The sequence below is a fragment of the Nonomuraea sp. CA-141351 genome, from assembly GCF_050944675.1.
GTDB lineage: Bacteria > Actinomycetota > Actinomycetes > Streptosporangiales > Streptosporangiaceae > Nonomuraea.
Genome location: NZ_CP191982.1, coordinates 5,484,784 through 5,498,642, shown reverse-complemented (window position 1 = coordinate 5,498,642; position 13,859 = coordinate 5,484,784). Strand labels below are relative to the sequence as shown.

Annotated in this window: 12 protein-coding genes; 8 read left to right on the top strand and 4 right to left on the bottom strand. The window is 72.4% G+C overall.

Going from position 1 to position 13,859, the window contains the following annotated elements; all coding sequences use genetic code 11:
• Positions 1-75: 75 nt before the first annotated feature.
• Genes ACQPWU_RS25890 through ptsP form a run of 8 tightly spaced genes read left to right on the top strand, consistent with a single transcriptional unit; the run spans position 76 to position 6,661 of the window.
• A complete protein-coding gene (locus tag ACQPWU_RS25890) occupies positions 76-837 on the top strand; it encodes a DeoR/GlpR family DNA-binding transcription regulator (RefSeq protein WP_360712075.1) in 762 nt (253 codons plus the stop codon).
• Entirely contained in the window at positions 834-1,799 is a 966-nt protein-coding gene (gene pfkB, locus ACQPWU_RS25885) for a 1-phosphofructokinase (RefSeq protein WP_433444303.1), read from the top strand. Before ACQPWU_RS25890 ends, pfkB begins: the two co-directional genes overlap by 4 nt.
• Positions 1,800-1,832: 33 nt before the next feature.
• A complete protein-coding gene (gene mtlA, locus ACQPWU_RS25880; RefSeq protein ID WP_433444302.1) occupies positions 1,833-2,954 on the top strand; it encodes a mannitol-specific PTS transporter subunit IIC in 1,122 nt (373 codons plus the stop codon).
• 3 nt (positions 2,955-2,957) lie between these two features.
• On the top strand, positions 2,958-3,266 hold the full coding sequence (locus ACQPWU_RS25875) for a PTS lactose transporter subunit IIB (RefSeq protein ID WP_360712095.1): 309 nt from the start codon (positions 2,958-2,960) through the stop codon (positions 3,264-3,266).
• On the top strand, positions 3,259-3,684 hold the full coding sequence (locus tag ACQPWU_RS25870; RefSeq protein ID WP_433444301.1) for a PTS sugar transporter subunit IIA: 426 nt from the start codon (positions 3,259-3,261) through the stop codon (positions 3,682-3,684). Before ACQPWU_RS25875 ends, ACQPWU_RS25870 begins: the two co-directional genes overlap by 8 nt.
• Positions 3,681-4,685 (top strand): zinc-dependent dehydrogenase, encoded by a 1,005-nt coding sequence (locus ACQPWU_RS25865; RefSeq protein ID WP_433444300.1) that lies wholly within the window; start codon positions 3,681-3,683, stop codon positions 4,683-4,685. The genes ACQPWU_RS25870 and ACQPWU_RS25865 overlap by 4 nt, the downstream gene beginning before the upstream one ends.
• 10 nt (positions 4,686-4,695) lie before the next feature.
• The gene (locus tag ACQPWU_RS25860) at positions 4,696-4,977 is read left to right on the top strand and encodes an HPr family phosphocarrier protein (protein ID WP_433444299.1); all 282 of its coding nucleotides are present in this window, start codon (positions 4,696-4,698) and stop codon (positions 4,975-4,977) included.
• Positions 4,970-6,661: a phosphoenolpyruvate--protein phosphotransferase gene (gene ptsP, locus ACQPWU_RS25855; RefSeq protein WP_433444298.1), complete on the top strand. Its 1,692-nt coding sequence runs from the start codon at positions 4,970-4,972 to the stop codon at positions 6,659-6,661. The genes ACQPWU_RS25860 and ptsP overlap by 8 nt, the downstream gene beginning before the upstream one ends.
• A 151-nt stretch (positions 6,662-6,812) precedes the next feature.
• On the opposite strand, the gene ACQPWU_RS25850 is transcribed toward ptsP, so the two are convergent.
• The 4 genes from ACQPWU_RS25850 to ACQPWU_RS25835 all read right to left on the bottom strand — a co-directional run bounded on the left by ACQPWU_RS25850 (position 6,813) and on the right by ACQPWU_RS25835 (position 13,784).
• Positions 6,813-7,202 (bottom strand): PPOX class F420-dependent oxidoreductase, encoded by a 390-nt coding sequence (locus ACQPWU_RS25850; RefSeq protein ID WP_433444297.1) that lies wholly within the window; start codon positions 7,200-7,202, stop codon positions 6,813-6,815.
• Between the two features lie 52 nt (positions 7,203-7,254).
• Complete coding sequence (locus ACQPWU_RS25845) at positions 7,255-8,133, bottom strand: alpha/beta fold hydrolase (RefSeq protein ID WP_433444296.1); 879 nt, start codon at positions 8,131-8,133, stop codon at positions 7,255-7,257.
• A 3-nt stretch (positions 8,134-8,136) separates the two neighbouring features.
• On the bottom strand, positions 8,137-10,890 hold the full coding sequence (locus tag ACQPWU_RS25840) for an AAA family ATPase (protein ID WP_433444295.1): 2,754 nt from the start codon (positions 10,888-10,890) through the stop codon (positions 8,137-8,139).
• A 413-nt stretch (positions 10,891-11,303) separates the two neighbouring features.
• Positions 11,304-13,784: an ATP-dependent Clp protease ATP-binding subunit gene (locus tag ACQPWU_RS25835; protein ID WP_433444294.1), complete on the bottom strand. Its 2,481-nt coding sequence runs from the start codon at positions 13,782-13,784 to the stop codon at positions 11,304-11,306.
• Positions 13,785-13,859 lie beyond the last annotated feature (75 nt).

The window sequence follows — 13,859 nt, the reverse complement described above, 5'->3', positions numbered from 1 at the left end:
CCAGCCCTTGACCACCCAACGGAAACGGGTATAAACCAAGATGAAACCAACTCGAAACGGCGGTGAATCAACATCATGTACGCCGAGGAGCGGCAGCAGGAGATCCTGCGGAGGGCGCGGGCCGCGGGCCGCGTCGACGTGGTGACGCTGGCCGCCGAGCTCGACGTGACCACCGAGACGATCCGCCGCGACCTCACGTCGCTCGAGCGGGCGGGCGTGCTGCGCCGGGTGCACGGGGGCGCGATCCCCGTGGAGCGCCTCGGGTTCGAGCCCGCGCTGGCCGCCCGCGACGAGGTGATGACGGCCGAGAAGGAGCGCATCGCCAAGGCGGCGCTGGCCGAGCTGCCCGAGGACGGTTCCGTGATCATCGACGCGGGCACCACCATGGGCCGGCTGGTCAAGGTGCTGCCCGCCGACCGCGAGCTCACCGTCGTGGTGAACTCGCCGCCGCTGGCCACCGCGCTCGCCGCCCGCGCCAACCTGCACGTGATCATGCTGGGCGGCCGGGTGCGCGGCAAGACACTGGCCACGGTCGACGACTGGGCGCTGCGCCCGCTGGCCGGCCTCAACGTGGACGTGGCCTTCATGGCGACCAACGGCTGCTCGCTCACCAGGGGTCTGACCACCCCCGACCCGGCGGAGGCGGCGATCAAGCAGGCCATGGTCAGGGCCGCGCAGCGCAGCGTACTGCTGGCCGACCACACCAAGTTCACGAACACGTACCTGGCCAGGTTCGCCGACCTGAGCGAGATCGACGTGGTGATCTCCGACACGGGGCTCGACGTCGCCCTGGCCGCCGACCTCGCGGCGGCGGGCCCGGAGGTGATCAGGGCGTGATCCTCACCCTGACGCTCAATCCGAGCCTCGACCGCACCATCGAGATCGCCGCACTCGACCGCGGCGCGGTCATCCGCGCCGCCGCCGCCCACCTGGACCCCGGCGGCAAGGGCGTGAACGTCTCACGCGCCCTGCTGGCCAACGCCGTGGCGAGCCGGGCGGTGGTGCCGTTCGGCGGGGACGAGGGCAGGCAGCTCGTACGGCTCCTCACGGCGGAGGGGCTCGACATGGTCACCGTCCCCGTGGCAGGCCCGACCAGGTCGAACGTCACGCTGGCCGAACCCGACGGCACGATCACCAAGATCAACGAACCGGGCACGGCGCTGTCGGCCGAAGAGCTGGACACGATCGCCGACGCCGTGCTCGACGCCGCCCACGAGGCGGACTGGGTGGTCGCGTCGGGCAGCCTGCCCCCCGAGGTCCCCGCCGACGTCTACGCCCGGCTGTGCCGCAGGTTCACGGGAGCGGGCATCCACATGGCGGTCGACACCAGCGGCCCGGCACTCGCCAGCGCGCTCGGCGCGTCGCCGGCGCTGGTCAAGCCGAACCTCGAGGAGCTTTCCGGCGCCACCGGCATGCCCATCCGCTGCCTCGGCGACGTGATGGAGGCCGCGGGCAAACTGCGGGCCGCGGGCGCGCGTGCCGTGCTGGCCAGCCTGGGCGCCGACGGCGCCGTACTCGTCGAGGAGCAGGGCATCTGGTACGGCGAGGCCGCCGTCACCGAGCCGCGCAGCTCCGTCGGCGCCGGCGACGCCATGCTGGCCGGTTTCCTCGCCGGCGGCGGGCACGGCCCCGGCGCGCTGACGCGGGCACTGGCCTGGGGCGCCGCGGCGGTCCGCCTGCCCGGCAGCCGCATGCCGCGCCCGGCGGACATCGACCCCGCAGCCGTCACCCTCCATCCGCCCGACCCGTCCCGCCCCCTCGCTTCCGCCAATCTCCCCCTGACCCAGCACAGCGGCTGATCAACTGCTCATCCCCCCGAAGGAGCAAGTCCCATGGCCGACAGTTACACACCCACGGTCACCGGAACCGGTGTCAAGGCCACCATTCAGCGCATCGGCGGCCATCTGGCCGGCATGATCATGCCGAACATCGGCGCGTTCATCGCCTGGGGCCTGATCACCGCGCTCTTCATCCCGACCGGCTGGTTGCCCAACGAGACGCTCGCGAAGATGGTCAGCCCGATCATCTCGACCCTGCTGCCGGTCCTCATCGCCTACACCGGCGGCCGGATGGTGCACGGGCAGCGCGGCGCGGTCGTGGGCGCGGTGGCGGTGATGGGCGTCGTGGTGGGCACGGACTCTCCGATGTTCCTCGGCGCCATGATCATCGGTCCGCTCACCGCCTTGATCCTGAAATATGTGGACAAGTTCACGGAGCAGCGGACCAAGGCCGGGTTCGAGATGCTCGTGGACAACTTCACCGCCGGCATCGTGGGCGCCGCCATGGCCGTGGTCGGCATGTTCGGCATCGGCCCGATCGTCCAGGCGGTCACCACGGCCGCGGGCCACGCCGTGAGCTGGCTTATCGGCCACAACCTGCTTCCCGTGGCCTCCGTCCTGATCGAGCCGGCCAAGGTGCTGTTCCTGAACAACGCCATCAACCACGGCGTGCTCGGCCCGCTCGGCGTCGCCCAGGCGGCCGAGACGGGCAAGTCGATCCTGTTCATGCTGGAGTCGAACCCGGGGCCCGGCCTCGGCCTGCTGCTGGCGTACCTGCTGTTCGGCCCGCGCGAGCTGCGCCCGAGCACGCCCGCCGCCATGATCATCCACTTCTTCGGCGGCATCCACGAGATCTACTTCCCATACGTGCTCATGAAGCCCCGCCTCATCCTCGCGGTCATCGCGGGCGGCGCGGCCGGGGTGTTCACGTTCATGGTCACCGGGGCCGGCCTGGTCGCCACGCCGTCGCCCGGCAGCATCTTCGCCTACATCGCGGTCACCCCGAAGGGCGGCTGGCTCGGCTCCAGCCTGGGGATCCTCGCGGCCGCGGGCGTGTCGTTCGCCGTCGCCGCGATCCTGCTCGGCTTCGGCAGGGGCGAGAAGAAGGACGAGTCCGAGGACTCGCACGAAGCCGTCACCGAACCCGCCACTGAACCCGCTAACAGGGAGGCCTGAGCCATGGCCGGCATCGACAGCAAGGACATCCACAAGATCATCGTGGCCTGCGACGCGGGCATGGGCAGCAGCGTGATGCTCGCCTCCCAGCTGCGCAAGCAGCTCAAGGACACCGGCGTCAGCGTCGAGCACACACCCGTGAACTCCATCCCCGACGACGCCGACGTGGTCCTGTGCCACGCCGGGCTCGCCGCCCGCGCCAGAGCCGCCGCCCCCGGGAAGGTGCTGGTCCCGTTCCAGATCTTCCTCGGCGACCCCGCCGTGACCAGGCTGGTGAACACGATCAAGAACGGCGGCACGGTCGATGCGTGACGGCCTGCTCGACCCGCGGGCCGTGCTGCTGCACGAGAGCGCCCCCGACCGCACGGCGGCCATCCGCCGGTGCGGGCGGGCGCTGGTCGAGGTGGGGGCGGTCGCAGAGCCGTACATCGAGGCGATGCTCGAGCGGGAGAGGACGATCTCCACGTACGTCGGCGAGGGCGTGGCCATCCCGCACGGGACGAACGCCTCCAAGGAGGACGTCAAGCGCGACGCCATCTGCGTGGTGCGCTTCCCCGGCGGCATCGACTGGGACGGCGAGCAGGTCACGCTCTGCGTCGGCATCGCGGCCAAGGACGACGGGCACGTGCCGCTGCTGGCGGCGCTGGCCGAGATCCTGCTCGACCCCGACCGCGCCAGGGCGCTGCGCGAGGCCACGGAGGTCTCCCAGATCATCAAGGAGCTCACATGAAGGTCGCCAGATTCCACGCTCCCGGCGACATCAGGATCGAGGACGCGCCCGAGCCCGTCGCCGGGCCCGGCGAGCTGAAGATCCGCGTACGGAACTGCTCGACGTGCGGCACGGACGCCAAGATCCTCAAGTTCGGGCACCACCACATCAGGCCGCCGCGGGTGATGGGACACGAGATCGCGGGCGAGGTCGTGGACACCGGCGCACGGGTGCAGGTGATCGCGGCGATCCCGTGTGGCACGTGCGCCGAATGCCGGCGGGGCAGCCTGACCGTCTGCCCCAACCAGGAGTCGATGGGCTACCACTACGACGGCGGCTTCGCCGAGTACATGGTGGTCCCCGCCAAGGTGCTGGCCGTGAACGGGGTCAACGCCATCCCGCCCGGCGTCGGCTTCGCGGAGGCGTCGGTGGCCGAGCCCCTCGCCTGCGTGCTGAACGGCCAGTCGCTGGCCGGCGTGGGCGCGGGCGACGACGTGGTGGTGATGGGCGCGGGGCCGATCGGCTGCCTGCACGTACGCCTCGCGCGGGCACGCGGCGCCGCCAGGGTCTTCCTCGTGGACATCAACGCGCAGCGCCTGGCGATGGCCGCCGAGCTCGTACGCCCGGACGCGGCGATCGACGCCGACCCGGTCGAGCAGGTGCTCAAGCTGACCGGCGGGCGCGGCGCCGACGTGGTGATCACGGCGGCGGCCTCGGGCGCGGCTCAGGAGCAGGCGGTGCGGATGGCGGCCAGGCAGGGCCGGATCAGCTTCTTCGGCGGCCTTCCCAAAGACAATCCGCTCGTCACCCTCGACTCGAACCTCGTGCACTACCGCGAGCTGACCATCGTCGGCGCGAACGGCTCCAGCCCCGCCCACAACGCGGAGGCGCTGCGGCTCGTAGCCTCGGGGGACGTGGTGGTCTCCGACCTGATCACCCACCGGCTGGCGCTGCCCCAGGTGCTCGACGGGATCGACCTCGTCAGCCGGGGCGCGGCCATCAAGGTCACAATTGAGCCCTAGGAGGTTCGTGATGGCACATCGAACGGTGGTCGTGGCCTCTGCCAGCGGCCTGCACGCGCGGCCGGCCAAGCTGTTCGTGCAGGCGGCCGCGCGGCTGGGGGTGCCGGTGACGGTCCGGCTCGGGGAGAAGGCGGTGCCGGCCAAGAGCATGCTGGGGGTGCTGTCGCTGGGGGCCGTACACGGCGCGGAGGTGACGCTGGAGGCGGACGGGCCGGGGGCGGAGGAGGCGCTGGACTCGCTGGTGGCGCTGCTCTCGCGCGACCTGGACGCGGAAGAGGCCCTCGATGCCTGACCTGCCCCCCTCCACCGGCGGGCGGCTCACGGGCCTCGGTGTGAGCCAGGGGCGCGCGGCGGGGCCGGTGATCCGGATGGCCGCCCCGCCGACGCTGCCCCCGCCGCGCCCGGTCACCGACCCGGGCGCCGAGGCGTCCGCCGTCGCCAAGGCCCTGACGGCGGTCGCCGCCGACCTCAACCGGCGCGCCACCGCCGCCAGGCGCAGCCCTTCCACCGGCGCCACTGGTACGGCGGCGGCGGGTGCGGGCGAGGCGGGAGCGCCCGGCCCGGATGACGCGAGCGCGGGCGACGAGGCGGCGGAGATTCTCGAGGCGCTGGCCATGATCGCCGAAGACCCCATGCTCCTGGAGGACGCCGAGAGCCGGGCGCGCGACGGCATGGACGCCGCGCACGCCCTGGACGCGGCCTTCACCCAGCACCGGGAGGCACTGGCCGCGCTCGGCGGCTACCTGGCCGAGCGGGCGGCCGACCTCGACGACCTCAAGCACCGGGCCGTGGCGTTCGCGCTCGGCCTCCCCATGCCCGGCCTCCCCGCCCCCGGCCACCCGTACGTGCTGGTGGCCGCGGACCTCTCCCCCGCCGACACCGCCGGGCTGGGCCCCGACGTCCTGGCGCTGATCACCGAGCGGGGCGGCCCGACGAGCCACACCGCGATCCTGGCCCGCGGCAGGGGCCTGCCCGCGGTGGTGGCGTGCGCGGGGATCATGGACGTCCCCGACGGCACGGTCGTCGGCGTGGACGGCGGCACGGGCGAGGTCGCCGTCGGGCTCACCGAGGAGCAGGCGGCCGTGGTCAGGGAGGACGACCGCGCGGAGCGGGCCAGGCTCGCCGCCGGCAGCGGCCCCGGCAGGACCAAGGACGGCCACCCGGTCAAGCTGCTGCTCAACATCGGCTCCGCCAAGGACCTGCGGCCGGGCGCGGAGGGCGTCGGGCTGTTCAGGACGGAGTTCCTGTTCCTCGACCGTACGACGGCGCCGGCTTTCGAGGAGCAGGTGGCCGCGTACGCCGAGGTGTTCGCGCAGGCGGAGACGGTGATCGTGCGGACGCTCGACGCGGGCACCGACAAGCCGCTGCCGTTCCTCGGACTCCCCGCCGAACCGAACCCGGCCCTGGGCGTGCGCGGCCTGCGCGTGGACCGCCTGCTGCCGGACGTGCTGGACACCCAGCTCGACGCGATCGCCGAGGCGGCGCGCAAGACGGGCGCCGAGGCGTGGGTGATGGCGCCCATGGTCACCACCACGGCGGAGGCCGCCGGGTTCGCGCGGCGCGCCCGGGCGCGCGGCATCGCCAGGGTGGGCGCGATGGTGGAGGTTCCGGCGGCGGCGCTGCGGGCCGGGCAGTTGCTGCGGGAGGTGGACTTCCTCAGCATCGGCACCAACGACCTGGCCCAGTACACGTTCGCCGCCGACCGCCAGCACTCCGCCCTGGCCGACCTGCTCGATCCGCGCCAGCCCGCGCTGCTGGAGCTGATCGCCATGTGCGCCGAGGCCGGGCAGGAGGCGGGCAAACCGGTCGGGGTCTGCGGGGAGGCGGCCGGCGACCCGCTGCTCGCGCCCCTGCTGGTGGGGCTCGGCGTGACGAGCCTGTCCATGGCCCCCGTGTGCGTGCCCGCCATACGGGAGGCGCTGGCGGGACTCACCCTGGCGGAGTGCCGGGACCGCGCCATGGCGGCCCTGTCCTGACCACGCCAACCTCTTGCCCGCGGATCCATGCACCGGGAGGACTCGCGCCCGCGGCACGCGCCTGACCTCCGGCCGGCCGGGGTCAGGCCCGACGGGTGGCTGAGATCTCTCCGTCTGCGTGGAGCGTGATGCCAAGGACCATGGCGGCGCGTCAGACCGTACGGCTCGCTCGCGGCCCGGCCAGGCCCCACGAGATGATCTTGGAGGGTGTGATCCTGATGATCTCTCGGGACAGGCCGGGCAGCGGCGGTTCATGATCGGTCAGCGCCACCGCCTTTCCCCGGATCTCGATCCCCCGGGGCGACCACGGATCAACCGTTGCCAGGTCGTCCACAACGAACGCGACCGTGCTGCCCTGCTGGACGTTCCGGAACTTCTTCGACCTGCCCAGCGCTCCCCCGCCGATGACGATCCTGCCACTGGCGGCATCGACGAAGAAATTGGTCGGGTTGTTCTGCACCTGCCCGTCGGGCGAGACGGTGGCCAGCCGCCCGATGTGCTGCGTGGCCAGGTAGTCGAGTTCGGCCTGGGTGAAGCTCATGTGTGTCATCCCTTTTCCGTTGCTCCTGCAGTGGCCGTGCCGCGCGGGCGCGTCACTCGGCCGTGTGCGCGAGGATGGCCGCGGCCAGTTCCTCGTGCACCTCCGACGGCAGAGTGTGCCCCATGCCGGCCACGATCATCAGCCGCGCCCCCGGCACCTGCTCGGCGATGACCGCGCCATGACCCGGCTTGGCCGGCTCGTGGCTGCCCTCGATGACCAGCGTGGGCGCCTTCACGTGGTGCAGCACGCCCACCGGCTCGAAGTCGGGCTTGGCCATGGCGGCCAGCCGGTGGTTGGCCACCGATGACAGGTCGCGGGCGCGGTCGTAGATGCGCTCCTGCAGCCGGCGCGCCGCGTCCTCGTCGAACGGCAGCCCGGTGCCGTGCAGTACGCGCTGCTCGGCGATCATGCCGTCGATCAGCGCACGCCGATCCTGCGGAGGCGGGGCGGCCATCAGCGCCCGGTAAAAGTCCACGAACTCCGGCGTGGGCTCGGGCAGGCTCCCCTCGGACTGCGGCTGCCCTGTCAGGGCCCGCACGAGCACCTGGCTCTCGCCGCCGCCGAGCGGTGAGGAGGCGATGACGGTCAGCGAGCGCACCCGCTGCGGCCGCTCCACCGCGACGAACTGGCCGAGCAGCCCGCCTGCCGAGTGGCCGACCAGATGCGCGCTCTCCAGGCCGTGGGTGTCCATCACCCGGTAGATGTCGTTCTTGATGTCGTCCCATGTGTACGGCTCCGCCGCGAAGTCGACGGTGCCGGACTGGCCGGTGTCGCGGTGGTCGTACCGGATCACCCGGCGGCCTCCGGCGGTCAGGCGGCCGACGAGCTCGTCCGGCCACAGGATGCCCTGCGACATCGAACCCATGATCAGCAGGATCGGCGCGTCCGTCTCGGCGCCGAACTCTTCACTCCAGATGTTCACGTTCTGCATGTCTCAGAGCATGTCGCCTTCGGCTACGGGCGCCTTCTGTAGAACTACTAGTCGCGCCAGATCCGTACGTGAGCCGATGCCCAGCTTCGGATAGATCTTGTACAGGTGGTACTCGACCGTGCGCGGGCTCAGGAAGAGCTGGGCGGCGATCTGCTTGCTCGACAAGCCGTCAGCGACCAGGCCCGCGATGCGCTGCTCCTGCGGGGTCAGCGCGTCGAGCAGGGCCGGGGGCGGGGCCTGCCCGCTCTCGCCCGCCGCACGCAACTCGACCTGCGCGCGCCGCGCCCACGGCCGAGCGCCCGCCTGCTCGAAGGTCTCCCACGCCATCCGCAGATGCGCCCGCGCCTCGCCCGGCCGCTGCGTGCGGCGCAGACGTTCACCCAGCAGCAAAGCCGTCCTGGCCGCCTCGAACGGGTTGGTGTGCAGCCGCAACGCCTCGGCAAAGGCGTCCTCGGACGAGTCGGCCAGGCCCCGGCAGCGGGCCAGCAGAGCGCGCGACTCCGGTGTCGCGGCGTGGGCCGACCACCGTTCGTACGCCTCCAGCGCCGCCCGCGCGCCGGCCTCGTCGCCCGCTCCCACGGCGGCCTCGACCCGGTCCGGCGCGCTCCGCCCCGCCACAGTCGAATGCCCGGCGCCCGGTCCCGCCGCGGCGATGGCCATGAACCGGTCGTGAGCCGCCGCGTAGCGCCCCAGGCACAGGTCCAGCAGCGCCAGCGCGTACGCGGCCACGCCCGCCCGCAATCCCACCCGGTGCGGGACGGCGATGGCCAGCGCCTCGCGGGCCTGCCGCTCGCAGGTCTCCTCCTCGCCCCGCAGCGCCGCCAGGACCGCCAGATTGGCCAGGTGCGCGGCCACCGTGTTCTCGTACCCGGCCTCCCTGGCCAGCTCCAAGCCCTCCTCGGAGACGGCCTGGCTGCGCGCCAGCCGCCCGGCGAGGCGATCGGCGGTCGCCGCGAACTCCAGCACGACGGGCAGTTGCCCGGTCATCCCCGACACCCTGGCCACCCGCCCGGCCCGGACGGCCATCTCGGTGGCCAGATCCGGCTCGCCGAGAGCGCTGGCCGCAGCCGCCGCCCACAGGTATCCCGCCGCGTCCTCCAGCTTGTCTGCCTGCTCCAGGGCCCGGCGCAGCAGGCCCGGCCCGGTGGCGTCGCCATCCAGCGTCAGGCCGATCCCTGCCACCGTGTCCCGCAAGAACCCCGCCGGGTGCGCTGCGGCCCGCCGGCCGAGCTCGACGATGGCCGCCGTGTCCCCGACGTACGAGGCCGCTTCCACGGCATCGGCCAGCATGTCCAGGCTGTCACCGGCCGCCAGGATCCGTACGGCCTCGGCGGCGTTGCCCGAGTTCAGCTCGAATCGCCCCCGGAGCTGGGCGATCTCCATGCCGAGGGCGGCGTCCCCGCCGGCCCGTTCGCGCGCCTCGGCCAGCAGCGACTCCGCCTGTCCCGGGCGACCGCCCAGCCAGGCCGCGACGGCGGCGTCCTTCAGCCGTACGGCCCGAGCACGCGGTTCGGGCGTCAACTCGGCGGCCCTGGCAAGGGCCGAGGCGGCGCTGCCGTACCCGCCGCGGTCGCGCGCCCGCTCCGCGGCGGCCACCAGTGCGGCGGCCACCCGCTCGTCCTGACCCAGGGCCGCTCCAGCCAGGTGCCTGGCCCGGCGATCACCCTCGGTCAGCTTCGCCAGGACGGCATGCACCCGGCGGACGTCGGCGGGGGCGGCCGTCTCGTGCACGGCGGACCGGATGAGCGGGTGGCGGAAGCGCACGCTCGTGCCCGCCACCCCGGCCAGCCCCGCCGCCTCCAGCTCAGCCAGCGCCGCCGCGGTCCGTGACTCGGACGGCGCCGTCGTACCGCGTGCGGTGGTGACCACTCCCGCCACCGTCCCGGCCGTGTTCTCGTCGCCCCCTGCCGCCGGCAGAGCGGAGAGCCGGTCGGCCGCGCGCAGCACCAGGTCGAGGTCGGCCTCCACGGCGGCGATCAGGGCGACCAGCCGGGCGGGGCCGGACAAAGCAGCCACTCGATCACCGAAGAGCCGGGCGCCACCGGGCAGCGGCTCGGGCAGCGGCTCGCGCCCGGCCAGCTGCGCGGGCGTCAGGCGGACAGCGATCTCGCCCAGGGCAAGCGGGTTCGCCCGGGTCAGCGTGACGAGCTCCCGCGCCACAGAGGTGGGCAGCACACCATGACGGGACTTCAGCAACTCGGCCGCAGCAGACTCGGGCAAACCATGCACATCCACCGTCAGCGGAATCCCCTTCACCGGAGCTTCCCCACGCACCGCGAACACCATCGCGATCCGCTCCGTCGCCAGCCGCCTGGCGGCGAACAGCAGCGCGTCGGCCGAGGCTCGATCCACCCACTGGAAATCGTCGACCACGCAGATCAGCCCATCCGGCGTGGCCGCCTCGGCCAGCAGCGAGAGCACTCCGGCACCCAGCAGGAACCGATCACCAACACTGCCCGCGGCCAGCCCCAAAGCCGCGCGCACAGCGTCACGCTGCGGCTCGGGCAGCGCGTCGAGCGACCTGATCACCGGCCACAGCGCCTGATGCAGCGCCGCGAACGCGAGGTCGGACTCGGACTCGACACCTATCGTCCGCAGCACCCGCATCCCACCGCCACGCCCGGCCGCCGCCTCCAGCAGTGCCGTCTTGCCCACACCCGCTTCGCCCCGCAGCACCACCGCCCCACCGGAGCCGTTGCGAGCCCGCGCGATCACCTCGTCGAGCGCACCGATTTCCGCAGATCTGCCATAAAGCACAAACATCCACTGTAGGAGGCCTCCACACCGACCCGGTCGTATCGATCTTGGTCTGCCGTCCGGCCGCCCATCGTCCAGGCGAAACTGATGCTCGACTGCGTGTGGCCGGCGAAGGTGCCACCGGCGAGACCGGCGTCCCCCGGCCGCCGCTGTTGCGCACTCGCAACCAGAGTTCCCTGTCGGGAGTGTTGTGGGGCGGGTGAGGCGGACCATGGCGCGATAAAGGGCGCGGGTGTGGGGGCCGGCTCCAGCGGGGGCAGGTCGGTGCCGGGGGTGGCCCAGGCAAGGAACCGGCCGCGATCGCCTTCAACGCGGTCCTGTTCGTCCTGGCCGCGTTCGTCGCCTGGGGCCGCTTCGGCCCCTTCTGACCTCACGACCTCGACGCCCTCACCAACCCCTCGGCGGCCTGGGTGTCAGGCGGCGGGCTCCGGGGCGGTGGCGCGGAACACGAGACGGTCGCCCTCGACGTCGATCGTGACCTTGCCGCCTTCCGTGACCTCACCGGTCAGCAGCATCGTGGACAGCCGGTTGTCCACCTCCCGCTGTACGGTGCGGCGCAGCGGCCGGGCGCCGAACTCGGGCTGGTAGCCGCGCTCGGCCAGCCAGTCCTTGGCCGCGTCCGTGACCTGCAGCATGACCGCCTGGCCGCGCAGGCGCTGCCGGGTGCGCTCCAGCATCAGGTCCACGATCTGGCGCAGCTGATCCTTTTCCAGCCGCTTGAAGATGATCGTCTCGTCGATGCGGTTGAGCAGCTCCGGCCGGAGCGAGTGCCGCAGCACGTCCATGAGCTGGTCCTCGAGCTGCTTGACGTCGCCGGACCACTCCAGGATGAGCTGGGCGCCGATGTTGCTCGTCATGATCACGATCGTGTTGGTGAAGTCGACCGTGCGGCCCTGGCCGTCGGTGAGGCGGCCGTCGTCGAGCATCTGCAGCAGGATGTTCATGACGTCCGGGTGGGCCTTCTCGATCTCGTCCAGGAGGATCACGCCGTGCGGACGGCGGCGCACGGCCTCGGTGAGCTGACCCGCCTCCTCGTACCCGACATATCCGGGCGGCGCGCCGATGAGCCGGGAGACGGTGTGCCGCTCCTGGAACTCGCTCATGTCGATGCGGACCATGTGGTCCTCGCCGCCGAACAGCGCCGCGGCGAGCGCCCTGCCCAGCTCCGTCTTGCCGACACCGGTCGGGCCGAGGAACAGGAAGCTGCCGATCGGGCGGTTCGGGTCCTTCAGCCCCGCTCTGGCCCTGCGTACGGCCTCCGCGATGGCGGTGACGGCCTCGTCCTGGCCGATCACGCGCTCGTGCAGGTGCTGCTCCAGGCGCATCAGGCGCTCGCGCTCCTGCTGGGTCAGCTGGGTGACCGGGATGCCGGTGCGGCGGGAGACGATCTCGGCGATGTCCTCCACCGTGACCAGGGGCACGGAGTCCGTCCCCTGCCTGGCGCGCTCGAGCTCCGGCCTGATCTTGTCGATCTGCGTCGTGAGGTCCTTGGCGCGGTCGAAGTTGTCGGATGAGATGGCCTGGTCCTTGTCGCGGCGCAGCGCGTCGAGCCGTTCCTCCAGCTCCCGGACGTCGGCGCCGGGCGTGCGCGAGCGCAGGCGCACCCGGGCGGCGGCCTGGTCCATGAGGTCGATGGCCTTGTCGGGCAGGAACCGGTCCGAGATATAGCGGTCGGACAGGGTCGCGGCCGCGTCGAGGGCCTCGTCGGTGATGCGCACCTGGTGGTGCGCCTCGTACGCGTCCCGCAGCCCGGCCAGGATCTCGACTGTCTCCTCCACGGTCGGCTCGGCGACCAGGATGGGCTGGAAGCGGCGCTCGAGCGCGGCGTCCTTCTCGATGTTCTTGCGGTATTCGTCGATCGTGGTGGCCGCGATGACGTGCAGCTCGCCGCGGGCCAGGGCGGGCTTGAGAATGTTGGCCGCGTCCATGGCGCCTTCGGCGGCGCCGGCCCCGACCAGGTTGTGCACCTCGTCGATGAAGACGATGATCTCGTCGGAGTGCGCGCGCACCTCGTCGATGACCTTCTTGATGCGCTCCTCGAACTCGCCGCGGTACTTCGTCCCGGCCACCATCCCGGTCAGGTCGAGGCCGACGACGCGCCGGTCCTTCAGCGTGTCGGGGACGCTGCCGTTCACGATGCGCTGGGCGATGCCCTCGACGATCGCGGTCTTGCCGACGCCCGGCTCGCCGATCAGGCACGGGTTGTTCTTGGTACGGCGCGACAGCACCTCGATGGCCTGCTCGATCTCGTCCTCGCGGCCGACGACCGGGTCGAGCCTGCCCTGCCTGGCCTCTTCGGCGATGTCCCTGCCGTACTCGTCGAGCGTCGGCGTGTTGCTCGCCGCGCGGCGGCCCTCGGCCCGCTGCGGGCCGGCCATCATGGCGTCCTGCAGCTCGTTCGCGGAGGCGCCCTGCTCCTGCAGGACGCGGGCGGCGCTGGAGTCGGGGTTGGCGGCGATGGCGAGCAGCAGGTGCTCGGGCCCGATGTAGGACGACTGCAGGGCGCGGGAGATCCGCTGGGCATCCAGGATGGCCCTCTTGGCGGCCGGCGAGAGCGTCGTGGGCGGCTCCCCTGCCTCGCCGGCTCCGGCCATCGCGTCGATGCGGTCACGCAACCGGCCCACGTCCACTCCGGCCGTACTCAAAATCGTCTTGATCGAGTCTTCGTCGATCAGCGCGTCGAGAATGTCCAGGACGTCCAGGTCGGGCGAGCCGCGCTCACCCGCCGCGTCCATGGCCCGGCGCAGGGCCTCCCTGGCCGAGGCGGAGAGCAGCCGCCCCACGTCCACGCGCTGCACACTGGGCCGGGCCGGCGGCCAGGCCTCCATGCCGCCGAACACCCGGCCCGTGAGCTCCTCGAACCCTCTGAACGGGTCACCGCCAAAGAACGACATCGAAGGTCCCCCCTTACCTCAGGGGCCCCCTACCGCATATGCCGGAAGCCACACCCCAGCAATCGGCAAAGCATC